We start from the raw sequence: 25284 nt of genomic DNA, 5'->3' as shown, positions 1-25284 counted from the left end.
GGTTTTATCTCCTTTCTTTATCCCGCATCTGTATACAAAATCGTCTTATCTCTCCGGCCATACTGTCTAACGGAAGCTGCTTCTGCGCGCCTCCAAGCTCAAGCGCCGCCGAAGGCATATTATAAATTTCGCTCGTCCTCCTGTCCTGGACAACGGTGCAGGCTCCCGCATTTTTCATTTCCAGTAACCCCTTAGCTCCGTCATCTCCCATGCCGGTCAGAATCATTCCCATCGCATTCTCCCCCGCCGCACCGGCCAGGGAAGAAAAAAGATAGTTGACCGAGGGTGCGAAGCCGTTTACTTTCTCTCCCGGAGTATTTCTGACGACATATCCCATACCACTCCTGCCCACGCTCATCTGACAGCCGTCGGAAGCCAGATAAACTGTCCCGTCCTGAATTATCTCTCCGGTCTCAGCCTCTTTTACCTTCATCTTAATCTGTAAATCCATATATTGTGCAAAGGTTCTTGCAAATCCACTGCTCAGATGCTGTACGAGCAGAATTCCGCAGGTATCCGCCGGCAAGTCTTTTAAAACTCGGAGAAGCGCCTTGGGGCCTCCGGCCGATGAACCGATTCCCACTAAAAAACGGCTGTTTTTATCTTCCCGTCCGCACAACAAGTTTCTTCCTGCCTGGGAATTTCCCACTTTGATCCTGATGATCAGTTCCCTGGCGAACAGATCCCTGCCGCGTTCCGTATCCATGGCCGTCATCTTTAGAAAATCGCATCCGCTTTTACGGGCAAATTTTTCTCCGTTCCTATCCCCGCAGACTGCGATAAGATGTTTATCCTTTTTCCCGAATGTGTGGACAGACATGTATTCCCCTTCAAAAAACGCCGCGGTCTCACATCCCAGTATTACTGCATCATACTCTGGGGCAGGCTGAGTTCCATTCCGCCGCAGGCCGGTTCTTAGGACAGAGACCGATATTCCATCGCACTGCAGCGCGGTCCTGAGCATTTCCTGTATCCTTACGGTCTCCGCGACAATTGCAACCCTGATTTCTTCCATATGCATTTCCCTCTATTTTCTGTAGACAGCCGGGCGCACATAAGTAAGCAGTTCATGGTCCCGGGGGAGCAGCTCGGTATGGCCCACAAACAGATAGCCGCCCGGTTTCAGCGCCCGGTATAAATTCTCTATTAATTTTTTACGCGACGCATCGTCAAAATAGATCATCACGTTGCGGCACAGAATCAGCTCAAAACGCTCAATACCCGTATTGGGTCTCATAAGATTCATTATCTGAAATCTGACCTTTTCCCTGAGCTTCGGAATGATTGTAAAACTGCCTTTGTCCTTTTCCTTCCTGCAGTACTTCTGCTGCCAGTACAGCGGTATCGCATCCAGCTCACTGAGCGGGTACCGTCCTTCTTTTGCTTTTCCTATCACACTCTCGGAAAGATCCGTGCCGAGGATTTCAAAAGAAGGGAGACCTCCCCCTCCGTCAGTATAATTTTGAAGCAGCATCGCCAGCGTATAGCACTCTTCCCCGCTGGAACAGCCGGCAGACCAGACTCTGAACGGCGACTTCGCCGTTTCCGGCCGGAACTCGGGAAGTATATTTTGCTCAAGGAATTCAAAATGTTTCGGTTCCCTCATAAAATATGTGTAGTTCGTCGTAAGGCGGTTCAGCAGGGCGGCCCTCATCCTTCCTGTCCGGTCCGCCTCCATCATCTCCATGTATTGTTTCAGGGAGGTAATCCCTTTCTTTTCCATCTCCTGGTTCATCCTGCACTCTGCAATGACTTTCTTTTGGGAAAGATCGATTCCATATTGTCCATTCATATACTTTATCAGGAGTTCAAACTCCTTACTCGTAAACCGTATCAAACCGCTCACCTCCGGACAACTCGTCTGCCAGCAGTCCCCAGAGGCTGCCGTCTTCCCGGATCATCAGTACGGCACACCCAAACTCCTCTTTGTGCTGCGCTCCATCCAGATATTTTACTGCGATAAGCCGGCCGTGGAAATATACCATGCCCGCAATACCGTCCGGCGCTCCCGGTACTTTAATCACACGGGGCTTCGGCAGGATTCTTCCAATCTGTTCCATCAAAACCTCACCATATCCGTCCCCGGAATATAATCTGAGAATTTTTCTTTTCTCTTCGGCCATCTTCGCTGCCTCCGTTATAAAAGTATGCTTGTCTCTATGACAAACGCCCATGCATCGAGGCTCTCCACATATGCCGCGCGCCTGAGGCGGGAACCATTTCCCTCCGTCACTTCTTCCGGCATCTCCTTCAGGCCGGAGGCGTCCAGTTCAAAAATCCCCATGATTTCATCGGCCCGGAATCCGCAGAGACAGTCCTCCCGGTTCAGGAGTATCATATATTTCCCAAAAATACCGGCGCTTTTGCCCCACAGACTGCACAGATCAAAAGGGCACACCTCATTGCCGCCATAGACAACCTTACCCCCGTCGTCTTCTTTTCCCGGAAGAATATGCTTTACAAGTTCAAGCGGAATCAAAAAAAGAGCAGCTTCTAATTCAAAACACAAAAATGTTTTTATCATAAAGCCCCTCCTTTTCTAACTTTTCAGATTTCGTTTTAAACTTAAATGCTTCCGTCCTCTGACTGTAAGATTCTGATTCTTCAGCTTGTTAACTCCTCGTTCTATCTTACAATAAATGGGATCTTACTTCAAGTTGATTCTCTGCTTTTTGCCCGAAAATCGGGCCGGTTTTTTCAATTTTTTGTGCAATTACTAAAAATTTCCTGGAAGGTCCGTATATTTTTTTACTCTCCGGACAATAATAAGCAAAACGGAGAAATCCGCATACAGGAAAGGATGGTAGAATATGCAGAAAACTATAAATGTAATTGCTCTCACCATAGCCATTATTGGTGCAATCAACTGGGGACTGATCGGGTTCTTTAATTTTAACCTTGTTTCCTATCTCTTTGGTTCCGCTTCCATGCTGTCCAAAGTCATTTACGCCCTGGTAGGGATCTGCGGATTATATCTCATCGGCTTCTACGGCCCTGTGACACAGGAGAAATAATCCCCTGTTATTTACGCAATATAATGGTTACAAAAAAGAGACGGAGCGGCAGATGATTAAACATCTGGCGCCTGTCTCTTTTTGTTGATTGGCAATGAAAAGTTCGCGAAGCGTGCTTTTCACTGCCATATATAAAACTTATTTTACTCCGAAATGTTCAAACAGAACTTTCTCCGCTTCGGCGTTCCAGAGGCCTTTGTGGGCCTTGCAGCACTCATCCAGCTTCTTATAAAGCGGATCCGTTTCTCCCAGCTTAGCAAAGTCGTCGATGGCCGTCAGCGGCATCTCAAACTGTGTGTACGTCAGCTTCTTTCCTCCCGGAATGGATGGAAGGTTCTTTGTGGCCTCCGCAATGCTGTCGATTCCGCCTACGTGGGTTACCATAACGGCCGGCTCAATCACGCCTTTTGCAGACAGGTCGTTGGCCTCAATCAGATCATCCGTATTGCCGCCTGTGGTTCCCATGATATGGGTGCTTGTATAGTGGCAGTTGTAGAGATTAATCTCTGCTGAAAACTGGCTGTCGGTCGGGCCTGCAAAGAAATTCATGCAGCCGTCAAATGCCAGCAGTTTATCTCCCATCTCGGCTACCTGTCTGATTGGGGCGTATACGAATACGTCATCATATCCCAAACCTTCCGTAATATCCATAAGCTCAGCGATCGGATCTGCCATTGCCGCTGTGTTTACATAGTGGAGTTCCACTCCCATCTCCTTGGCGTGGGCCTCGGAAATCACTTCTCTTGCGCGGTTGATTCTGTCCTCATTTACATCGGTTACAACGATCCGTTTCGGCTTATTTTCAAACTGGATGCCGTAGCTTACGGCTCCTAAGCCCATCGGGCCGCAGCCTCCCATGATTAAAATATTGCCGTCCACTTTTGTTCCCATCGCATGCTCGTAATTCTTTTTGTTGGTGTGGTAATTAGCATGGTATCCGCCGATTATACAGCTCATCGGCTCTCCGAGGGATGCCTGGAAGTAGCTCTCGCCGTCGTAATTTAAGAGGCAGCCCATCTCCATTACCTCGTGAGGGATAATGCAGTATGTGGCGGCTCCGCCGCAAAATTCATAGGAATATCCCGGGGAGTCCAGTTTTCCCTGATAGTTGATAGCCGGCTGGATGGAGAATTTCTGTCCCGGTTTGAACTGATCCTGCCATTTCTTTCCCACCTGTACGATATCTCCGGCAAATTCATGTCCGACGATAATCGGGTTGGTATCAATGTTCTGCGGAGCGCGTTTATGTTTTTTACCCTGCTTAACCAGCTTGTAGGTAGACATGCAGATGCTGTCACTCATCACCTTTACAAGGATTTCATCATCCTTTATCTCCGGTAATTCAAATTCTTCTAATCTTAAGTCATCGAGCCCATACATTCTCACTGCTTTTGTTTTCATATTTTCAACCTCCAATGATTGTTCTGTTTGATATCCTTATATTATCTATGATTACCAGTTTTAAATTCCATCATTCTGAAAATGATTCCATCACGCTTTTGTTGTAAATGTGGCGTAGATATCATCCTCGCTGCCTTTAATCAGTTCCTCGACAGCCTCCGGCGTCGCCATCTTTTCTGCAATGGTTGAGAGGATTTCCAGATGCTCCTCCCCTACTCCGGCGATTCCGATTACAAGATTGACCTTCTCGGTCCCCCAGTCGGTGCCTTCCGGGAATACCATTACTGCAATTCCGGACTGTTTAATCTCTTTCTTTGCTTCCTCGACTCCATGGGGAAGCGCAATTCCGTTTCCTATATTGGTAGGGAATGAAAGCTCCCTTTTTATCATTGCATCGATATAACCTTCATTTACATACCCGCTGTCGCAAAGGAGCTGTCCCACCGCCCGGATTACGTCATCCTTCGGCATCGGGCTGCAGTTTAAACGGATATTTTTCTTCTCTAAAAGCTCCGGTTTCTGAATTTTTTCAGCCTGTTCTTTTTTCTTTCCAAAACCAAACATTTTCTTATTCCTCCTCATTGTCTACAGGTTTTCCCGTTCCGGTGTTTTTTTGTTCCCTTTTATGTCTCAATTATAGCCCCGCCGCACCGTATAATTCAACTGAAACAAAAATGCATTTGGCATCATCAGATAGTGACAAAAGCTGAAGGCGGAAGTCTCCGTGGTCACATCCTGTCCAGGTACTGATCAAAATATTTTTTGAGATACCGCGACAGCAAATCCCGTACGTCCTCCTCTTCCTTTGTTATGATGGTATCCAGAAACTCATCCTTTTCCACCAGCATCTGGCTCAGATAGCCCAGCATGTCTGCGTTTTCCTGCGTGTGGCCTTCCTCCGGCATCAGCATGACAATAGCTGCCCTGATCCCCTTCATATCAGGGGCGGTAAATCTTTCTCCCGATTCCGGTACAAAGGCCGTAAATACCGGTTTCGTGACCCCCGCCGTCCGTGCGTGGAGGAGTGCGAAAGAGTAATCCGGAAAAAACTGGGAGCCCATCGTTTCCCTTCTCTTTAATGCCTCTATGATCATGGTCTGCCGATCCGCGTAGGGCGTCTGCTCCTCCCCCGCCTTTAAAAGCAGTTCCCCGAATGTTGCCGCCGTCCCAATCTTTGTGCGTCTGAAACGTTTGATCAGCGATTTAATCTGGGTCGCCAGATAGTTGACTTCCTCGAGCTGTCTTGTAAACGCCTCGTTCTCTTTCCCGGCCGCGGGCATGCGTTCGTATTCACGCACCCTGGCGGCTATCTGCTCCATCTCCTGGGACGTCAGAAGGGGGCTTACGTAAAGGATATCCGCATTTTCCCTGACAGGGAGTGTGGATACAAAGAAATCGGTATGCTCCAGTGCGAACGGGTTCAAATCGTTGACCCCGTATGCCGTAAGTTCGATGCGCTCCTTGAAAAACTTGTTGATCCTGGAGCACATCAGACGTGATATTCCAATTCCGCTGGCACAGACAACACCCATGTTCACTTTTCTCTTTACTTCCTTCCGGCTTTCCAGGCGCACCATAGCCGCCCCGAAATGGATAGCCAGATAGCCTATCTCCGGCTCCGGTACCGTGAAACCGTAATGTTCCTCTATTACTTCGGCAACGTCGCGGCACCGCTCGAAAATGGCGGCATAGTCGTTCTTTATCTGTTCCAGAAGAGGATTCTCAATTTTCATATTGTTGGCAAGGCGCACTAACGTCGGCTGCAGATGGGCGGCCAGCCCCTGGACGACGAACTCCTCATCCTGCTTGAGCTGCCAGGCAACGGCCGGATCAAACCGGTCAATCATCGCGTTTACCACCGACAGCAGTTCTCTCTGGCCGCTCACCCTGGCCTTTGAGTCCTCATCCAGCTCTATCTGCTGCACCTTAGCCCCCTTGATATGAAGACAGACGTATGCGACCTCGATCTCCGGGATTTCGATCTCAAATTCCTTTCTAAGTTCTTCCACAATTCTGCCGGCCAGACGATAATCTTCATCGCCGTACAGGGACTTGACCATAGCCTCATTCTCTTCCAGAATCTCTTTCCCCAGAATCCTGTTTACCGCGATCGTCACATGGAGGACAAGTCCCACATAGGAATTCTCGGTCAGATTTAAAAGTCTTCTGTCCTTCACCCTCTGGATGCACGCAATGACGCGCAGCAGAAGATCGTTATTTAAAATCTTATAGATGTTTTTATCATTTTTATTTTCCACCAGTTCAAACAGCGCCTGGTCTTTTTCCTCGTAAATATCCCGGATAAAGCGTGTGTCGATATTTTCATCGATAAAGGACCTGAGAGCCAGGCGGAAATCCTTCTCCCTGCCTTCTATGGATATCCCATAACCGGGTTTCCGGTTGATTTTCAGGTTGAATGGGGCAAACCACTCCTCCGCCGCCTCCAGATCCGCGCTGATGGTCGCTTCGCTGACTCCGAACAGATCGCTGTAATAGTAGAGCTTTTTCAGTGTCTTGTCCTTCAGGATTTCCAGGAGCAGCCGCTTGCGGCGCTCCGTCCTGTCCGAAACGTCCAGCGTATCCTTCTCACTCAGCTGATGATACAGCCTCTCTTTATCTTCCGCTTCTCCTTCCAGCCACACTCCCGTTCCCGTCTTGGAACAGAATGTCACATTGTATTCTTTCAGCGCTTTTCCCAGATATTCCAGTTCCCTCTGGACCGTGCGCTTGCTCAGTTTCATCTGCTCCGCCAGATTTTTGACGGATATGACTTTATCTTCATTCAGCATGATCCGAAGTATCTGCTGCATTCTCGGCGTAAAATCCATATATTTACCGTTCCCTCTCCCATTTTCCGACACTTAACCGCGCTTACCTGTTTTTTGTCATTCAGGCCCTTTTCCGCCCGGTTCTCTTATACGATAGAAAGACAGAACAGGGTGTGAAGCCACACCCGGTTTCTGCCTTAACATTCTTCTATACGTGTCCCATCCCGTCAATGTAACGGAACCAGAACATTTTTCCTTATCGGTTCAGTAATTCCTGAATCAGTTCATCGTATTCCGGCGCTGCCAGAAAATTGGTGATAAGGATGAGCTGTGCGTCCGGATTACTGTGTCCGGCTCTCTCCCCCAGTTCCTGATGCGTTACCACAATCTGCGCATCGGCCGGGATGGATGATACGGGTGAATGCATAACCTCGATATTTCCAAGGCCTGCCGCCGCCAGTTTCTTCTTGAGTACAGTTGCTCCCATTGCGCTGGAACCCATTCCGGCATCACAGGCAAATACGATCTTTCTGATTTCTTTTGCATCACCTGTATTAACTGTTTTACGCTCTTCGGCAATTCCTTTTGCCGCATTCTTCATTTCTTTCATCTTATTCTTTGAAGCTTCCAGGTCTTCATCCCTGCCTGCGAATTTGAGAATCGGCATGGAGATGAAGAAGGATACCGCCGTTGCTACAAGAACACCCAGCAGAACCGGGATATAGCCGCCTCGCGGGGTCATTCCGAGGATTGCAATGATGCTTCCCGGTGAAGCCGGTGCAGAAAGCCCTGCGCCCAGCATCTGCTCCACAAAGATACCGCTGGCCCCGCCTGCGATTACGGAGAGGAGTAAAAGCGGGTTCATCAGGATATATGGGAAATAAATCTCATGGATACCGCCAAGGAAATGGATGATTACGGCGCCCGGTGCGGAGCTCTTGGCAGAACCCTTTCCTGCCAGGCAGTATGCCAGCAGCACGCCGAGTCCCGGACCCGGGTTAGCTTCAAGCAGGAAGAAAATGGATTTTCCCGTCTCCTCCACCTGCTGAATTCCCATTGGGGAGAAAATTCCGTGGTTGATTGCGTTGTTCAGGAACAGAACCTTTGCAGGCTCGATGAAAATACTTGCCATTGGGAGGAGTTTGTTGTCAACGAAGAAACCAACGCCTGCCCTCATTGCCTCATTTAATGATTCTACGAGAGGTGTAACGCCCTTTAAGGTAAGGAGCGTCAGGATTGCTCCTACGATACCGAGTGAGAAGTTATTAACCAGCATCTCAAAACCTGCCGGAATTTTACCTTCTATTGCATTGTCTGTCTTTTTCATAATCCATGCTGCCAGAGGACCTACAATCATAGCGCCGATAAACATTGGAATATCGGAACCTACAATTACGCCCATGGTCGCAATGGCGCCGATTACGCCGCCCCGCTGTCCGTGTACGGCAGCGCCGCCCGTATAGGCAATTAACAGCGGCAGAAGCACGGTTGACATTGGTGTAACAAGCGTGGCCAGCGCCTCATTCGGCATCCAGCCTGTCGGGATGAACAATGCCGTAATTAAGCCCCATGCGATAAACGCGCCGATATTCGGCATAACCATTCCGCTTAAAAACCGTCCAAATAACTGAACTTTTTCTTTCATACTGATACCCTCTTTCCACTTTTATGTTCTATTTTCCAATTTCCAATTTCCGTTCATGTAATTCCAAATTGGTAAAAGTGACCGGCCGGTCGTTCCTTTTGATAGTTTTATTATACCCGCCCTGAGGGAAATATTTCAACATGAAGAAACAAGGATTTGTCACTATGTAATAGCGCCAAAAATCTGGCTGTCAGTGACAAATCCCTGTTTCGTTTTAAAGGTATATGATATACACAGTTCCTATACGCAGAAGCTGGAGGCGGCCCGCTTCAGATAATCAAAGAAATTGGCCTTTCTCACATCTTCCGCCGCTACGATATCCACGCTTCCAAGCTCCTGCCCGTTTAACCGGTAGACGAGACGGCCCAGAATATCGCCCTCGTTGACGGGAGCTTTGATCCCTTCTTCAAACACCCATTCTTTCTCAATGCCTCCGAAGTCCTCCCCCTTCATTGTCAGATAAGAAAAGGTTCCATTCAGCCTTCCCTGTACGGTGTCCTGAATTCCGTTTATAAGCGTGGCCGGCGGCACCGTGCCCGGATCTTCATCGCGGTACATCCGGCAGTTGGCATAGCCGTAATTTAAAAGCGTCAGAGCATCGCCGAACCTGGCTTTAAAATCGGGAGCCGCAAGGATGACGGCGATAAGTTCCACACCGTCTTTTTTTGCCGTTGCCGACAGGCAGTATTTAGCCAGGGAGGTTGAACCCGTTTTCAGGCCGGTCACCTCAAAATTAGTGGCCATTTTGAGCAGTTTGTTGGTATTGGAAAGACCGAATTCTTTTGTGCCCTGTTTTGTCACGTGGGTGATATTTTCCATCCATATCGTGGAATAATTAAAAATCTCGGGATATTTTGTGATAAGCTCCCTTGACATTAATGCTATATCACGGGCCGACATTGCATGGGTTGTGGAATCAGTCAGTCCGCAGCAGTCCTCAAAGTTTGCGTTTTCCATTCCAAGACCTTTTGCCCGCTCATTCATCATTTTTACAAATGTTGCCTCATCCCCGCCTATGAATTCCGCCATTGCCACGCTGGCATCGTTGCCGGACGCAATGACGATACACTTGATCAGTGTCTCTACGGTCTGGACTTCGCCCTCCTCCAGGAATACCTGGGAACCTCCCATGGATTTTGCGTGGGCGCTGGTGACAACTTCGTCGTCCAGATGGATTTTTCCGGACTTCAGGGCGTCAAATGTCAAAAGCAGCGTCATAATCTTCGTGACACTGGCCGGGTTCCTGGCCTCATCGGCATTCTTTTCATAAATCACCGTTCCGGTGGACGCCTCTATGAGGATTGCCTCCGGAGCCTGAATTTCCGGCCCGTCCGCAGCCTGGACCATCGCCGAAGCAGCCGCGGCCGGAATCTCCGGAACTGAAGCATACACGCTAAGCCCCGCCTGCAGGACCATCATAATCGTAAAAATAACCGCCGTTAATCGTTTCATACCTTTTCTCCGCATCTATTTCCTTCTTTAATCAGGATATGGACAGAATGCATGTACTTATGCCACTGTGTTACAGGAAGTGTTCTTTTCTTTCCGACAAAATTTTAATGTGAGGAATGAGGACGCCGCCGGTACGGGCGGGGGGCGGGATGGGGAGGGGGAGGGTATGAGTCTTCAGTCCCGTATGTTAGGTTGTCGCGGGTGGGGAATCCGGGCAGAAAAAGTTCCTGCGGGAAACGCTTGCGCTCTTCGGAGTACATAACGGACACTAACCTCGTGAAAAACCTCGGTAAGTGCCGATGAACTCCCAGGTTCCCTCCGGAATCTTTTTCTCCCTTCTTCCCCACAGGTAGGTTATGGCCCGGGACTGAAGACGCGAAGGTTTTCGCCATCCCGAAACTCGGCCTGCGGGGGCTGATTTGTTCTCTTCCTTCAAGTGCGGGGGCTACTGTCGCTGCCACTACGTTTCCTTGAATTTCAGGGGAATGCCTCTTGTATGGTATTCAATTGAAAGGTTCACGACTATATAGTGGCCGCGACAAGACCTCCCTCCGCACTTGACGAAAGAGACAATCAGCCCCTGAAGCCGGCGGACGGGGCAATAACCTTCGCTGAGTCTTCAGTCCCGCCGATCACCTGCCCGGGGAAGGAAGGAGAAAACTTTCCGAAGGGGACCTTGGAATCCGCCGGTGCTTGATGAGGTATTTTCGAATCGTCGAGTAGATGTGCCCCTTACAGGGCACACCCCTCACAGAAATCCGGACGTGCGGCTTTCCCGCATCCGGCTCTTTATAAGGCGCATCGTTCACTTCTATCATGCGTATACGTTGACATAGATTTTTGGCCGTTTGAGGGGATACTGTTTTAACAACTCCCTGTATCCCTCCCACGTATAGCTGTTTCTCTGGCTTCTTCGGTTCAGCCAGTAGTACAGCCGTCTTTTTACACGCTCGTAGAAACACCAGATACTTCGGCTATTATCTGTGATTCCGTAGTAATGGTAGTAGCCAATTAAAATTTCGTTCAGCTTTTTGATGAGCTCCTTGGGGTCTTCATGTCTCTTCCGCTTAATATGCGCGTTCATTTCCCGGCTCTTCTTCGCCAACTTCTTTTTACTGGTTTTCCTCTTCACTCTGAACTTCCCGTTCCGGTTCTCGCTACAGTAGTGTGTAAAGCCTAGAAAGTCGAATGTCCCCGCCTTTTTCCCTTCTTTTTGGCTGCGTTCCTTCGCATACCTACCGAATTCAATTAGACGGCTTTTATCCTCTTCCAGGCTCAGCCCAAAGTGCCCCAGCCTACGTTTCAACCGTTCATAGAATTCTTCCGCCTCCTCTTTATCTTGGAAGCACACTACAAAATCATCGGCTTACACCACCATGCCGCAGTAGCCTTTCATCCCCGGCTTCACTTGCTCCACAAACCACCATACCAGCACATAATGCATATACAGGTTAGCCAGCCCCGGGTAGCATACGGCTCCCTGGACGCTTACTTCCAAGGTCTCATGGTACTGGTAATCCTCCAGGATTCCACTCTTCAGGATTCTCCTTACCAGGCGCGTGATATTTGGGTCTTTGATTTTGGATTCTATAAACCGTACAATCCAGTCATGGTCAAGATGTTGAAAGAAGGATTTTATATCTGCATCCAGTACATAATTCGTTTTCTCCCGTTCCAGCATCCCGTTCAGTTTCTTTATTGCCTGATGGCAGCTTCTTCCCGGACGGAATCCCATCATCTCTTCATAGAAATGGGGTTCAAACACGGCTTCCAGCAGTTCCTTTAACGCTTCCTGTACCAACTTATCCTCATAGCAGTAGATACTCAGCGGCCTCGTTTTCCCATTCTCCTTCGGTATCTCCACTTTTCTGGCTGCCTTTGGCTTATACGATTTCTTTTTCAGCCGCAGTACCAGATCTTCCAGATTCCCTTCCAGATTCTTTTCGTATTCCGCTTTGCTCACTCCATCGATTCCCACTGCTTTCTTTCCATCCATCTTTTCATGGCAGCTCTTCAACAGCTCTTTGTTGATGAGATGCCCGATGGACGTAAATACCATGTCCGGATTTTCGCTTGACATCTGTGATATTCTCGCCAATTTCGTTTCCATCTTTTTTTCTCCTACCTCTGTGTGCAGTTGATGTTTCCTCTTTGATATTGCCTTATAAGGCAGGGCCGGGAGGATTCCCCGGCCCCTTCTCGACTTCCCTTTAGCGGTGCGGTTCCCCGCCTTTTCGGTACTATTCGGCCTTCCGACTGCCTGCCACCCGTTTGCCTCCCTTTCCGGTCGGCATACCCCTTCCCCACACAAGGAGGGGAGACGGCAGGCTCTCCCCAGTTGACATGATATCATTGTATAACATGATTGGCTCTCGGACACCGCAGCAGTGTGGAAAATCTCACCCTATCGATAAGCCCACATATTGCCTTCCACTACACTAAAAGCGTCGGCCTGCTGGATTTTCACAGCGTTTCGGTGCTCTATCACTCAACCCTATTACCTGGCTGTCTACGCTTAACTGGCCGCATTACTGTTGTCAGCCCAAGACTCGCTACCGGTGGTGTGGTTAGCACCTTGCCGGACAGGGTTTCCACCTGTTAAATATCACACCCTTTTCTGGGCGCACTAGCATCCGCAGCGCATTCCACAAGCTGGAGCGAGTCCCCGTAGGAATTTTTTCTCCTGGATTCCCCCTCACCACAACCTATAAACCGGGACTGAAGACTCATCCATCCCCCCACTCCCCCGTCCGCCGTCTTACAGAGGCGTCCTCGCATCTCAACTAAATCCCCTCTTATAACCAAATAAAGGGATAAATTTTAAGTAAACTGTAATAGTTATTCCCAAAAATCTATGCTATAATGTTATCCAAACGATGAAATGCATTTTCTTTTTTATTTCCATCGACAACAATGGAAGCCGGAATTTTTTCCGGTCTACTTTTTTGCCTGTCTGTCATCCTGAATTTTAATTTCATGCCTTACAGGCGCCTCAAACAAAACATATTCTTAGATAAAGGTGATTTAATACTATGGGAAAAGATGATTTTTTACTGAAAAGCAGCGGATATTCCAGTTATTCCAGGCGCCGGCGCAGGAAGTTCCTGCGGGTACTGCCTTATATTGTCCTGGTGTCGATTCTGGCTATTTTACTCTGCATTGCGGCATATCTCTACATGAGAAATAAGAGCCTGGAGACCAGAGGCGTACTTGGGGAGGTCTACACTGCCTCGGATCCGTCCATGCAGGGACCCGATCCAGACAATCAGGGAGTTGCGGGGACGGTAGGAGATTCTTCCGAATCCCAGGATGCCGCGGAAGCTTCCGCCAATGCAAACAGCCTGGAGAGCTATCTGGCCCGCGCTAATCTCATTGCAGCCGGTTATGATTACGACGCTGCCATCGCGCTTTTAAATGAAAGCCCTTATGCATCGGATGAGCAGGTTACTGCGGCAATCGCAGGCTTTGAGGAGACAAAGAGCACTCTTGTGCGCGCCGATCCGAAGAAAGTCACACATGTATTTTTCCACACCCTGATTATGGATACCTCCAAGGCCTTTGACGGCGATTCGAGGGAAAAGGGCTATAATCAGATGATGACCACCAAAGAGGAATTTATGAAAATTCTTCAGTCCATGTATGACCGCGGTTTTGTTCTTGTCAAGCTCCATGATGTAGCCTACGAGACCACCGGCGAGGACGGCAATCCGCACTTTGTCCAGGGCGACATTATGCTGCCTCCGGGCAAGCAGCCTTTCGTCATGTCACAGGATGACGTATGTTATTATGAATATATGGCAGACGACGGTTTTGCCACAAAGATGATTATCGGAGAAGACGGAAAACCTACCAATGAGATGAAACTGGAAGACGGTTCCGTACTCGTAGGTTCCTACGACCTGGTTCCGCTGCTCGACGACTTTATCGAAGAGCACCCTGATTTCTCCTATAAGGGAGCAAAAGCAGTTATTGCTCTTACGGGATATAACGGTATCCTCGGTTACCGTACTGCCCCGTCTTACGACTCAGACGAGTACAGAGCCAAGAACCCGGGCTTTGACTATGCAAAAGAGCGGGAAGAGGCCGCCAAGGTAGCCGAGTGCCTGAAAGAAAACGGTTTTGAGCTGGCTTCCCACAGCTGGGGCCACAGAAACATGGGAACGATCTCGATGGAGAACTTCCGCACAGATACGGATAAGTGGGAGGCAGAGGTGGAAACCCTGATTGGCCCATGCGATATCATCCTGTTCCCGTTCGGCAGCGATATCGGCGGCTGGATGCCTTACGACACCAGCGGGGAGCGTTACCAGTATCTCCATTCCAAGGGATTCCGGTATTTCTGCAACGTGGATTCCAGTCAGTACTGGGTACAGATTGGCGACGACTACATGAGGCAGGGACGAAGAAACCTGGATGGCTTCCGAATGTATTACGACCTTCCGGAGACGAATCCGACGAAAGATCATTTGAGCGATTTATTTGATGTTAGCGAGGTATTTGACAGAAGAAGGCCTACTCCGGTCGCGAAGATGAGCGAGTAGAAAAGAGATGATAAAAAAGTGCCATACCCGGCGCCAGGAATGCTGGATTCCTGTACCGGGTATGGCACTTTTTTAATCCATAGAAAGTTACGTCCTATAGATCAAAACACGTTCTAGTCTAAAACTGCACTATCTCTTTTATCTCTTTTGCCTTCTCCACATAGTCCGCGTAGAGCATCGGGCCTTCACCTTCATATTCCGGGCTGAATTCGTATTCCACTCTCGCGGTAACTTTCACCCACTCTTTAGTTTCCAGGAGTCTGGCATTTTTGGCTTTGCACATGAAGCCCAGGAAGGTCATATCCGCTTCACAGCAGGTCATCGCCATTCTTCCCGGCACAAAGTAGTTCTTCGGGAAATCCGGAGTCTTTAAAACCATCGCGGTAAATTCCACAGTCTTTCCACGGTAGCGGTCAGGCTTGTCCAGCATGTCGATATACCAGATTCCATAAGCTTCCGGTGAAATCTCTATCACTTCTGCATTTACATCATAGGGCAAATCCGCTTCGGAAATTTCCTGTATTTCGCCCTCTGCATCCTCAAAGACAATCTGCACCTGAGGATTCATTCCCTTTAAGGTCCTGCGGTAGGTATCCAGGTCTTCAATCCCGTCACACCGGTTCATAATCAGCATTTCCGTGTTTCTGACCATGGCGCCCACCAGCGGTTTCATGTTGTTCAGATATAAATCGAAGGTAGAACCATCGACAATCGTGATCTGCTGGTAAAGCTCCCAGTCGGGCGGAAGTTTCAGCTCATCAAGGTTCCACATGCCGTTCCACTCCACCAGCATACGCTCCGGGTTATAGAAAAGCTCCAGCTCTTCCAGATATTGCGGAGTGAGCTTTGAGAATTCCTCCACATAGACTACCGCCGTCTTTGTCTCTTTGAGCAAATCCGCCTCGTACTCTTCCTCGCCTTCTTCGCAGACAATTAATAATGTCTTTCCCTCAGACTGGAAGTAGTCCTGCTGAAGTGTAAATTTTATAAAGGCGGTTTTACCGGCTTCCAAAAAACCGTTTATCAGAAATAACGGCATCTTCTCGTCATCCATTACTTATATCTCCCTCCGTGGTTCATCAGGCTTTGAACGCCGCTTCCAGGCCTTCCTCATCCAGATTTGCGCCTATTACGCAGAGTTTACCGGTATAGTCCGGAATTCCTTCGCGGATTTCCACCTGCTCCGGAACCAGATCAAAATGAAGCCAGATTCCCTCTTTCTCGCCTGGAATCATGCCTTTTGCACGGAGTACCTCGCCGTATTTCCGGCTGTAAGCAAGCTCATGAAGCACTGCCTCCAATTTTTCGCGGCTGATGGCGGATACATTCTCTCTTCCCCAGCTTGTGAAAACTTCATCTGCATGATGATGGTCATGGTGATCATGATCGTGGCAGCCACAGGTGCAGTTTTCGCCGTGATCATGGTCGTGGTGGTGGTCATGATGTTCATGATCATGGCAGCCGCATTCCTCATCGTGGCCATGATGATGGCGCTCATGCCCATGGTCGTGGCAGCCGCATTCTTCTTCACCGTGATCATGGTGGTGGTGCTCATGCCCGTGATCATGGCAGCCGCATTCTTCTTCCTCATCGTGGTCATGATGATGGTGATGCCCGTGATCGTGGCAGCCGCACTCTTCTTCCCCGTGGTCATGATGGTGATGCTCATGCTGTCTGTATTCCCTGGCCTCCTGCATCAGTTCTTCCGCCATATCATCCTTTTTCTCGATAATTTCCAGAAGCTGCGCACCCGTAAGCTGGCCGCATGGAGTTGTTACAATATTTGCCGCTGCGTTATGCTCCCTGAGCATCTCAACAGCTGCCTGGACCTTATCGGCCGCTGCTATATCGGTACGGCTCAGCACAATGGTACCCGCATTGTCAATCTGGTTATTAAAAAATTCACCGAAATTCTTCATATACATACGGCACTTGTTTACATCTACAACGGTAACGGCGCTGTTGAGCATTACTTCTATTTCAGAAGCCACATCTCTCACTGCCTTCATGACATCGGAAAGCTTTCCAACGCCCGACGGCTCGATGATGACACGGTCCGGCTGGTATTTTGTGAGCACTTCCTTAAGCGACCTGCCGAAATCCCCAACCAGGGAACAGCAGATGCAGCCTGAATTCATCTCACGGATCTCAATCCCGGCGTCTTTTAAAAATCCTCCGTCGATTCCGATCTCACCAAATTCATTTTCAATCAGCACGACTTTCTCACCTGCGATGGCTTCCCTGAGGAGCTGCTTAATAAATGTAGTCTTTCCTGCTCCAAGGAAACCGGAAATGATATCAATCTTTGTCATTATTATCAACCTTCTTTTCTTCTTTTTACAATAGTTTAAACCTAATTTATTATTTTTACACAAATACAGGATAAAGTCAAGCAGGTGAGAATTTCAATCAGCTTTTTTATACCATGTTCCGTATCAGACAAAACGGCCTGCGGCTCCTTCCGTACGCAAAAAGGACAGCATCTGATTCCCTCAGGAATTATGCTGTCCTTGCCATCTTAAACTTCCGGCCTGCCAAATCTTTTCCGCATCCGTTTCTCAATTCGAACTTCTTACTGCTTTCTCCGTTTTACCACTTAAATCCCTGCCGTACCGCCTGCACCAGACTGAACAGTATAAAAGCCGCCAGATCAACTACGACCACACTGGCTCCCGCCGGAGTGGAATAGACATAGGAAATAACCATTCCAATGCAGAAACAGATAATAGAAAGAATTCCGGAGACAATCATAACTCCCTTGAAGCTTTTAAATATCCTCATCGCAGTCAGGGAAGGGAATATAATCAGGCTGGAAATCAGCATCGCCCCCATCATCCTCATTCCGAGCACAATAGTCACGGCGGTCAGAACCGCAATGAGCACGTTATAAAGAGAAACGTTCACGCCGGTTGCCCTGGCGAAATTCTCATCAAATGTCACCGCAAAAATCTTATTATAACAGAACAGGAAAAGCCCTAATACCACTACGGAGAGAACGGCGGCAAACTGCACGTCCTCCCTGCTCATCGCAAGGATGCTGCCGAACATATAGCTGCTCACATCAGTTGTCATTCCCGTCGTCATGGAGGTCACAATAATGCCGATGGCAAGCGCGCTGGCTGAAATCATTGCGATCGCCGCGTCACTTTTAATCTTTCCCCTCTCCGTGATCCTGAGAAGGAAAAATGCCGCCAGGACTACAACGGGAATCGATACTTTCAGGGGAGACCATCCGATCGCCAGCGCCACCGACAAAGCGCCGAAGGATACATGGGAAAGTCCGTCTCCTATCATGGAATACCGTTTCAAGACAAGGCTGACCCCCAAAAGTGATGCACATAAGGACACCAGCACACCTCCCACGAGCGCTCTCACGATAAAAGGGTAGGACATCATTTCTCTTACAATGCTCATCCTTCGTCACCTCCCAGAAACTGTCTGCCGATACCGCTCTTCAGATACTCTCTCATTGTCCCGCAGAAAACTGCCTTCTGCTGCAGATGCAGGATTTTTCCCGCCTGTTTTACGATATTAGCCATATCATGGGAAACCATCAGAATGGCCACCTTTTCCTCCCGGTTCAGCTTTCTGATAATATAATAAAAATCCTGAATCGCGGAAGGATCCAGCCCGGTTATCGGCTCATCCAGAATCAAAAGCTTGTCCGTGGCACAAAGCGCCCTGGCAATCAGCGCTCTCTGCTTCTGCCCTCCCGACAAATCCCTGAAACAGCTTTTTTTCAAATCCATAATTCCAAGGCGCTCCAAATTAGCAAGCGCCGTCTCTTTTTCTTTTGAAGAGTAGAAAGGCCGGTTCCCTCTCTTCCCCAGGCAGCCGGACAGAACCACTTCAAAAACGGTAGCCGGGAAATCTTTCTGCGCCGCTGTCTGCTGGGGCAGATAACCGATCCCGGCTTTTTTAAGCTCCTCCGACACCTCAATTTTTCCCGCCGTCGGCTTTAACAGGCCCAGAATCCCCTTCATCAGAGTGCTCTTACCCGATCCGTTCTCACCTACAATACAGATATAGTCCCCCGTATTGACTTCCAGGCTCACATCAATGACCGCATCCTGGTTTTCATATCCAAAATCGACATGCTCACATCTTAATAACAATCCCATTTATTCAAGTCCTTTTCTCAGGTTCACCACATTTTGCTCCATCAGCTCCAGATAAGTTACCCCCGAATCAAACTGCCTCCTCGTTAAGTTGTGGCAGGAGTGGAACAGAAGAGGCTCCGCCCCTGTCTCTTCCCCTATAATCTCGGCGACACGGTGGCTGGAAAGCTCCAGGTAATAGACTACCGGTATATTTTCCGCCTTCACTTTGTCTATCAGGTAGGCAATCGTCTTTGCGCTAGGTTCCGTATCTGTGCTGCATCCGGTAAAAGCCGCCCGGTATTCAAGACCATATTCCTCAAAGAAATAGCGCAGCGGAAACTTGTCGCCAAAAACCAGGAGTCTCCTGTGGCCCGCCGCAACAACATCCCGGAACTCCTGATCAAGAGTCTTCAGTTTGCCGATATAATCATCCGCCCTTCTGCGGTAATCCGCCGCATGGGCCGTATCTTCTTCCATCAGCACATCTGCCAGGACTCCCGTCAGCTTCATTGCATTGACCGGAGAGGTCCAGATATGTTCATCATACTCTATTTCAATTTCGTGTCCGTCGTCATGTTCATGGCCTTCGGCCGAATGATTATGGTGTTCCGAGAAGTGATCATGCTCTTCCGCCTCCATCCCTTCCACAATCTCCTCTTCCATAGTGTCCACGTAATCCATCATTGTGACAACACGGCCGGGAGCTGCGCCGTCCCCAAAGGAATCCAGGACTTTCTCAAGCCACTGTTCCATCGCGCCGCCGTTGCACACGACAAGATCTGCATTCTGGATGGTAATCATGTCTGCCGGAGTCGGCTCAAAGGAATGGCTGTCCATCCCGGCCGGAACCACAAGGGTAAGCTCGATATCATCTCCGGCTATCTGGCGCAGAAAATCATAATAGGGGAACAGGGTTGTAACCACATTCAGTTTCCTGTCTGTACCCCTGACTTCCTTTTTCGGCTCTTCGGCAGCATAGTTTTCCGTTTCGCCGCCTTTTGTACCACCGCTCCCACCGCCGTAACGGCTGCAGCCCGCAGCAAGGACAGTGACTGCAAAAAGCAGAACCATGATAGGAAAACGGATGGCGAAACGCTTCATCCAATTTCCCCTTTTTCTATTTTTATTTTCTTTCATTCAAATCCTCATTCGGCATATTTGCTTTTTCTACAATCATTTCCACCTGTGAGGGATGCTCCACAATGTACTTCGGACTCAAAGCTTCCAGCTCCGCCCTGTCCCTGAATCCCCAGGTAACGCCTGCCGTATCCATTCCGGCCGCGATTCCCGTCTTCATATCCGTATTGGTATCGCCCAGATAGAGGCATTCTTTGGGCGTCATTCCCATCTCACGGCAGACAATCAGCGCTCCGTCCGGTGCAGGCTTCTTAGGCGTACCCGCCTGTTCTCCCCTTACGCAGTCAAAATAATTTTTCCCAAAAATGGTTTCTATGTTCTCCACCGCCTGGTCATGCGGTTTGTTGGAGAATACTGCTATCTTTACCTGTTTCTTCCTCAGGTATTCAAGAAGATGCTCGATTCCCTCATAGGGCTTTACATCCTTCATGCAGTATTTTGCAAAATTCTCCATATACAGCGGAAGAGCCGCCTCATAATGTGCCAGCTTTTCATCGCCGCAGGCCTTCAGGGCGCGTTCCATCTGTGTCCTGTAACCGTCTCCCACCATCCGCTTCGTCTGCTCCGGTACAATCGGTCCGAGGCCAAAGGCAGCCAGTGTTACATTCGTTGTATAAGTCAGGGCATTGACCGTGTTAAGTAATGTCCCATCAAGATCAAAAATACATAAGCGGTACATCTCTCTCTTCCTTTCGACGTAAAATTCAGATTATTCACAAACAGTACGCGAATAAACCTCACGTAACCTATCCGGTTTGAACAGTAACAGAAATTCCCACATGTAATAATATACTAAAAAAAAGAAAGATGCAACGGCCACTTATTTTTCCCCTCCCCCGGCCGGGGTGTAAAAAGGGGGGATTCTTGAATTTGTCTTTCTTTTCTCTTTCTATTATATTAATTCACCTCCAGGCTCTGGCCTGCCTCCCGGGGACATGATATAATGGGAATTAATTGAAAAATGAGGACGCCGCCGTCAGGCCGGGGACCGGGGTGGTGAGGGGGGATCGATGAGTTTTTCGTCCCGGGCGTCAGGTTGTCGCGGGCGGGGAATCCGGGCAGAAAAAGTTCCTGCGGGAAACGCTTGCGCTCGTTGGAGTACATAACGGTCACTAACCTCGAAAATACCTCGTAAGTGCCGATGAACTCCCAGGTTCCCTCCGGAATCTTTTTCTCCCTTCTTCCCCGCAGGAAGGTTATGGCCGGGACGAAAGACTCAGCCAGGACGGCGGCCCGGTCCCCGGCCTGCGGCGGCTGATTTGTCCTTGTTCTTCAACGGGGGAGGCGCTTGTCGCTGCCACTGCGTTTTTCAGGATGAATGAAAACTACATCCCGTTTACTAAGAGACTATGGAAGCTTGTAATCTTAGAGTGTTTATTTTGATACTCTTTTTTATACAGCCCCAAAAAGCATTCCTACTAAAAGGAGGTATTTAATGAAAAAAAGAATCAAAATCCTGTCATCCGCGATAATCATTTCAATGTGCTGCTTCTCCACTGCTTTTGCCGGACAATGGATACAGGATCAGGACCGACCTGCTGTAAAAGATGGAGTTTCAAACTGGCGCTGGCAGGAGGATGACGGCGCCTTTGCCGCCGACTGTGATCTCTGGCTGGATGGAAACCGGGACGGCATCTATGAGAACTACTTTTTTAGTCCTGACGGCTGGATGCTTGCCGATACCGTGACTGAGTACGGGCAAAAGATAGGGACGGACGGCGGCAAGCGCCTGGACGACGGAACCGTGTCCCTGCTCACCGCCCCGAAAGACAGCAGTGAGATAACTACCCCGGATTATACCTTAACTCTGCCGGATAGCTGGAAAAATCATTACTGTTATTCCACAAACGGAGGAAATCTTTATGTGAATTTTTATCCCGTCAAACCTCTGATTATAGACGGGAAAGTCCGCAGCTCCGTCACTCAGACCATGTTCTGGCTCCTGCAGTTTGACAGCCGGGAAGAGATGGATGAAACAAGCGCTCTTGGTATGCACGACGACTGGAAATATCTTGGCAGCCATGGCGGCAAATACTATGTTTCCTGCGGTCCCACGGACACGGCTATCGAATTTTATACAGACGAGGAGCGGAAAATGATGAAACAGATGGATAACAGCCTTTACTCCGGAGAATCTTCCGGAATATGGAACAGAATGGATTTCCACTAGAACGTGCAGATGCAGATGGCGGGAATGAATTTTCAAACACGCTCTAGAGCTTCCTGCAACATTCTGTAAATGACTGTCATACAAAGGAGGGTTCCTTATGGATAAACAGATATACAAATTGCCGCTCTACACGCTTGCCGCAGGACTTATTACCAGAATTATCTTCTACTTTGTAGTACTGACTGCTGTCAGTCTGACCACAGAATGGTCTGTCTGGATGAGCAACGGCCTCCTTGCCGCCCATCTCGCCGCCTCCGCCGTTCTTTTTATTTTCATCGGACGGCGTCTTTGCAGGACGTATACCCGGCAGACGTGTTTCAGGGCTGCGTCCCTGCTCGTTGTTTACTCTGTCATCACGCTTGTTCTGGAACAGCTTATGCTGCGCACCGGAGCTTACGGTCAGATAAACGTTTTACTTTATCTCCCTGTGGAAATTTTCACTCCCATTACCTCCGTGACGCTGCTGCTCTTCGGAAAATCACTTCCTGGCTGGCTCTGCGCCGTTCCATCCCTGTTCGCGCCTTACCTGTTTCTGTTCTTCAGCACGGACGGTTCAGACGGCACTGCACCGGTTCCCGGCCATACTGATTTTTAATCATAGAAACTATGTAACGCAAATAATAAGTTACCTTGGAAAGGCTTAATTATGGGAGAACTTGAAAAACTTCCGAATATCGGAAAAGAACTGGAACGCCAGCTCAATGAAGCAGGAATCTTCACGAGGACGGATTTGGAAAAGTACGGTTCCAGAAATGCATGGCTGAAAATACAGGAATTTGACTCCTCTGCCTGCATCCACAGGCTGCTTGCCCTGGAAGGCGCGCTGCAGGGAATGAAAAAAACGCTGCTTCCACCGGAAATAAAAGCAGACCTGAAGGAATTTTATACCCGGAACAAGATAAAGGACACTCCGTAAACTTGTCCCGGACAACCAATAAAAAAGATGAAACTGTTTAGCCGCCTGCCTCCGCCGACTGTAGTAAAACGTGGGGGAGGAACAGCTCTGTCCGGAGACAGACGGCAAACATTTCATCTTTTTTATATTATCTCAATAAATTAAAACCATATACATGCAATCTATACATTCTTTTTAAGAGCAGCCAGGATAATGCATCCGACCGCAGAACCCGCTGCAACCGCCGCCAGATATCCCAGTGGGTTTCCAATGGTGGGGAGCACGAAGATACCGCCGTGGGGAGCTCTCAGTGTGCATCCCAGGAGCATGGACAGACCTCCGGCCACCGCTGAGCCTGCTATACAGGAAGGGATTACACGCAGCGGATCCTGTGCGGCAAAGGGGATGGCACCTTCCGAAATAAAGGACAGGCCCATAATATAGTTTACAAGGCCGGACTGACGCTCTTTATCCGTAAATTTCCTTTTGAAAAAAGTGGTTGCAAGGGCAATTGCCAGCGGAGGAACCATACCTCCCGCCATAACGGCGGCCATCACATCAAAATTGCCCTCCGCCAACTGGGCTGTTCCGAACACATAGGCTGCCTTGTTAACCGGGCCGCCCATATCTACCGACATCATGCCGCCGACCACCATACCGAGAATCACCTTGCTGGTCCCGCCCATCCCGTTTAACAGATGGGAAAGACCATCGTTGATTGCGCCGACAAAGGGATTGATAATGGTCGTAATCACGGCTACGAGGAGAATACCGAGCACTGGATAAAGAAGGATCGGCTTAATTCCATCCAGTGATTTAGGCAGTCCGCTGAATACTTTTTTTAGAAGCAGGATGAGATAACCGCCGATGAAACCGGCCAGCAGCGCTCCCAGAAAACCGGCATTTACATCTCCGCCCGCGGGGTTTGCAAATGTCATGCCCATCTTGGCAACGAGCCCGCCTACAAAACCAACGGCCAGACCTGGACGGTCTGCAATACTCATTGCGATGAATCCCGACAGGACCGGCAGCATCATTCCGAACGCCTGCTCCCCCACCGTCTTCAAGTAGGCGGCAAGAGGCGTATTTTTACCAAAGTTCGCCGGATCAATGGAATAGTCATCAAAAAGAAATGCAAGGGCAATCAGAATCCCTCCTCCGATGACAAAGGGCAGCATGTGGGAGACGCCATTCATCAGATGTTTATAGATGCTTCTGCCAAAATTCTCCTTCTCGGATGTTTCTTCGGCTCCGTTTCCTCCGTCTCCCGTATGGTGGTAAACAGGCGCCTCTCCCGCTTCGATTCTCTTAATCAGTTCTTCCGCTTTGTGGATACCGTCTGATACAGGCGCAATGATAACCGGTTTTCCGTTGAAACGCGCCATTTCCACATTCTTGTCTGCCGCAATGATGATTCCGTCCGCGGACTCGATCTCTTCCCTTGTGAGATGGTTTTGAATGCCGTCCGCTCCGTTTGTCTCCACCTTGACCGGATATCCCAGTTTTTCACCGGTTCTCTGAAGGTTTTCCGCTGCCATAAACGTATGGGCGATACCGGTTGGGCAGGCCGTCACGGCGAGAATTCTGTACCCTGTATCTGCCTGGGTTTTCCCGCCCGCCGCGCGTTCCGGCGCAGGCTCCGTTTCCTGAGGCGTCTCTTCCTTTGCCGGGGCAAACCTATCTGCCTCCTTGTCATTGATCAGTTTAAGAAATTCATCTGCCGTCTTTGCTTTGATAAGCGAATCCTTAAAATCCGGGTCCATCAAAACCATAGAGAGTTTGGAAAGGGCCTCCAGGTGGGCGTCCGCTTCTCCGTCCGGAGCCGCTATCATGAAAAGAAGGTTGACCGGACTGCCGTCAAATGAATCATAGTCTACGCCGTCCGGCACTACCATGGCCGCCAGCCCCGGTTCATTGACCGCCGCCACCTTCGCATGGGGGATTGCAATCCCGTCGCCTACCGCCGTACTTCCCAGAGCCTCCCTTGCGAGAATGCCCTTTTTGTAACCTTCCCTGTCATTCAGCCTGCCGCTTTTATCCATTAAATCCACAAGATAATCAATTGCGGCCTCTTTCGAGTCCACCCTGACCCCGAGAGCAATACTCTCTTTCTTCAATAAATCCGTAATCCTCATGTTGTCCTCCTGATTTGTCGTTCTGT

24 protein-coding genes are annotated in these 25284 nt (G+C 49.2%); 6 read left to right on the top strand and 18 right to left on the bottom strand.

The genetic code is table 11. The features are described 5' to 3' along the window. Positions 1-4 precede the first annotated feature (4 nt). The 4 genes from EJL91_RS17920 to EJL91_RS17905 are packed head-to-tail and all read right to left on the bottom strand — an operon-like array spanning position 5 to position 2524. The gene (locus EJL91_RS17920) at positions 5-1015 is read right to left on the bottom strand and encodes a CheB methylesterase domain-containing protein (protein WP_164516878.1); all 1011 of its coding nucleotides are present in this window, start codon (positions 1013-1015) and stop codon (positions 5-7) included. A gap of 12 nt (positions 1016-1027) precedes the next feature. Beyond that, entirely contained in the window at positions 1028-1837 is an 810-nt protein-coding gene (locus EJL91_RS17915) for a CheR family methyltransferase (RefSeq protein ID WP_125143348.1), read from the bottom strand. Then, positions 1818-2123: a chemotaxis protein CheW gene (locus EJL91_RS17910; RefSeq protein WP_125143347.1), complete on the bottom strand. Its 306-nt coding sequence runs from the start codon at positions 2121-2123 to the stop codon at positions 1818-1820. Before EJL91_RS17910 ends, EJL91_RS17915 begins: the two co-directional genes overlap by 20 nt. 14 nt (positions 2124-2137) lie before the next feature. Further along, a complete protein-coding gene (locus tag EJL91_RS17905; RefSeq protein WP_125143346.1) occupies positions 2138-2524 on the bottom strand; it encodes a CheW domain-containing protein in 387 nt (128 codons plus the stop codon). A 286-nt stretch (positions 2525-2810) separates the two neighbouring features. Between EJL91_RS17905 and EJL91_RS17900 the strand changes: the two genes are divergently transcribed. After that, positions 2811-3014 carry a DUF378 domain-containing protein gene (locus tag EJL91_RS17900; protein WP_003500020.1) on the top strand — a complete coding sequence of 68 codons (204 nt, stop codon included), beginning with the start codon at positions 2811-2813 and terminating at the stop codon, positions 3012-3014. Between the two features lie 138 nt (positions 3015-3152). On the opposite strand, the gene EJL91_RS17895 is transcribed toward EJL91_RS17900, so the two are convergent. The 7 genes from EJL91_RS17895 to EJL91_RS25285 form a co-directional block, all read right to left on the bottom strand. Then, positions 3153-4415 (bottom strand): zinc-binding dehydrogenase, encoded by a 1263-nt coding sequence (locus tag EJL91_RS17895; RefSeq protein ID WP_125143345.1) that lies wholly within the window; start codon positions 4413-4415, stop codon positions 3153-3155. 90 nt (positions 4416-4505) lie between these two features. Further along, complete coding sequence (locus tag EJL91_RS17890; RefSeq protein ID WP_125143344.1) at positions 4506-4979, bottom strand: PTS mannitol transporter subunit IIA; 474 nt, start codon at positions 4977-4979, stop codon at positions 4506-4508. A 164-nt stretch (positions 4980-5143) separates the two neighbouring features. Further along, a complete protein-coding gene (locus EJL91_RS17885; RefSeq protein ID WP_125143343.1) occupies positions 5144-7243 on the bottom strand; it encodes a BglG family transcription antiterminator in 2100 nt (699 codons plus the stop codon). Positions 7244-7439: 196 nt separating this feature from the next. After that, the gene (locus tag EJL91_RS17880; RefSeq protein WP_125143342.1) at positions 7440-8828 is read right to left on the bottom strand and encodes a PTS mannitol transporter subunit IIBC; all 1389 of its coding nucleotides are present in this window, start codon (positions 8826-8828) and stop codon (positions 7440-7442) included. A 240-nt stretch (positions 8829-9068) separates the two neighbouring features. Next, positions 9069-10280: a D-alanyl-D-alanine carboxypeptidase family protein gene (locus EJL91_RS17875; protein WP_125143341.1), complete on the bottom strand. Its 1212-nt coding sequence runs from the start codon at positions 10278-10280 to the stop codon at positions 9069-9071. Between the two features lie 814 nt (positions 10281-11094). Then, positions 11095-11586 (bottom strand): group II intron maturase-specific domain-containing protein, encoded by a 492-nt coding sequence (locus tag EJL91_RS25290; protein WP_341467029.1) that lies wholly within the window; start codon positions 11584-11586, stop codon positions 11095-11097. A 60-nt stretch (positions 11587-11646) separates the two neighbouring features. Then, on the bottom strand, positions 11647-12390 hold the full coding sequence (locus EJL91_RS25285) for a reverse transcriptase domain-containing protein (protein ID WP_341467028.1): 744 nt from the start codon (positions 12388-12390) through the stop codon (positions 11647-11649). 922 nt (positions 12391-13312) lie between these two features. Here EJL91_RS25285 and EJL91_RS17865 point away from each other — a divergent pair. Then, positions 13313-14821 carry a polysaccharide deacetylase family protein gene (locus EJL91_RS17865; RefSeq protein WP_125143340.1) on the top strand — a complete coding sequence of 503 codons (1509 nt, stop codon included), beginning with the start codon at positions 13313-13315 and terminating at the stop codon, positions 14819-14821. A 118-nt stretch (positions 14822-14939) separates the two neighbouring features. Here EJL91_RS17865 and EJL91_RS17860 read toward each other — a convergent pair whose 3' ends face one another. From EJL91_RS17860 to EJL91_RS17835, 6 genes are all read right to left on the bottom strand, one after another. Beyond that, positions 14940-15875 carry a TIGR03943 family putative permease subunit gene (locus tag EJL91_RS17860; RefSeq protein ID WP_125143339.1) on the bottom strand — a complete coding sequence of 312 codons (936 nt, stop codon included), beginning with the start codon at positions 15873-15875 and terminating at the stop codon, positions 14940-14942. A 25-nt stretch (positions 15876-15900) separates the two neighbouring features. Further along, positions 15901-17133 (bottom strand): CobW family GTP-binding protein, encoded by a 1233-nt coding sequence (locus EJL91_RS17855; RefSeq protein WP_125143338.1) that lies wholly within the window; start codon positions 17131-17133, stop codon positions 15901-15903. 277 nt (positions 17134-17410) lie between these two features. Further along, positions 17411-18235 (bottom strand): metal ABC transporter permease, encoded by an 825-nt coding sequence (locus tag EJL91_RS17850; protein WP_125143337.1) that lies wholly within the window; start codon positions 18233-18235, stop codon positions 17411-17413. Continuing rightward, positions 18232-18942: a metal ABC transporter ATP-binding protein gene (locus tag EJL91_RS17845; RefSeq protein WP_125143336.1), complete on the bottom strand. Its 711-nt coding sequence runs from the start codon at positions 18940-18942 to the stop codon at positions 18232-18234. The genes EJL91_RS17850 and EJL91_RS17845 overlap by 4 nt, the downstream gene beginning before the upstream one ends. Further along, positions 18943-20058 carry a metal ABC transporter substrate-binding protein gene (locus tag EJL91_RS17840; protein ID WP_423243456.1) on the bottom strand — a complete coding sequence of 372 codons (1116 nt, stop codon included), beginning with the start codon at positions 20056-20058 and terminating at the stop codon, positions 18943-18945. Then, positions 20045-20737: an HAD family hydrolase gene (locus EJL91_RS17835; protein ID WP_125143335.1), complete on the bottom strand. Its 693-nt coding sequence runs from the start codon at positions 20735-20737 to the stop codon at positions 20045-20047. The genes EJL91_RS17840 and EJL91_RS17835 overlap by 14 nt, the downstream gene beginning before the upstream one ends. A 756-nt stretch (positions 20738-21493) precedes the next feature. On the opposite strand from EJL91_RS17835, the gene EJL91_RS17830 reads away from it, so the two are divergent. From EJL91_RS17830 to EJL91_RS17820, 4 genes are read left to right on the top strand one after another with little or no spacing between them, the layout of a single operon-like run. Beyond that, entirely contained in the window at positions 21494-22228 is a 735-nt protein-coding gene (locus EJL91_RS17830) for a hypothetical protein (protein WP_125143334.1), read from the top strand. A 3-nt stretch (positions 22229-22231) separates the two neighbouring features. Then, a complete protein-coding gene (locus EJL91_RS25400) occupies positions 22232-22297 on the top strand; it encodes a DUF6783 domain-containing protein (RefSeq protein WP_423243458.1) in 66 nt (21 codons plus the stop codon). 28 nt (positions 22298-22325) lie between these two features. Further along, a complete protein-coding gene (locus EJL91_RS17825) occupies positions 22326-22823 on the top strand; it encodes a hypothetical protein (RefSeq protein ID WP_125143333.1) in 498 nt (165 codons plus the stop codon). 51 nt (positions 22824-22874) lie between these two features. Next, the gene (locus EJL91_RS17820; protein ID WP_125143332.1) at positions 22875-23144 is read left to right on the top strand and encodes a TfoX/Sxy family protein; all 270 of its coding nucleotides are present in this window, start codon (positions 22875-22877) and stop codon (positions 23142-23144) included. A 161-nt stretch (positions 23145-23305) separates the two neighbouring features. Here EJL91_RS17820 and EJL91_RS17815 read toward each other — a convergent pair whose 3' ends face one another. Next, on the bottom strand, positions 23306-25258 hold the full coding sequence (locus tag EJL91_RS17815) for a PTS fructose transporter subunit IIABC (protein ID WP_125143331.1): 1953 nt from the start codon (positions 25256-25258) through the stop codon (positions 23306-23308). Positions 25259-25284 lie beyond the last annotated feature (26 nt).

Origin of the sequence: Clostridium transplantifaecale, assembly GCF_900626075.1 — a bacterium.
In the GTDB taxonomy this organism is placed as follows: domain Bacteria; phylum Bacillota; class Clostridia; order Lachnospirales; family Lachnospiraceae; genus Otoolea; species Otoolea transplantifaecalis.
This window is presented reverse-complemented; position numbering and strand designations above follow the sequence as displayed.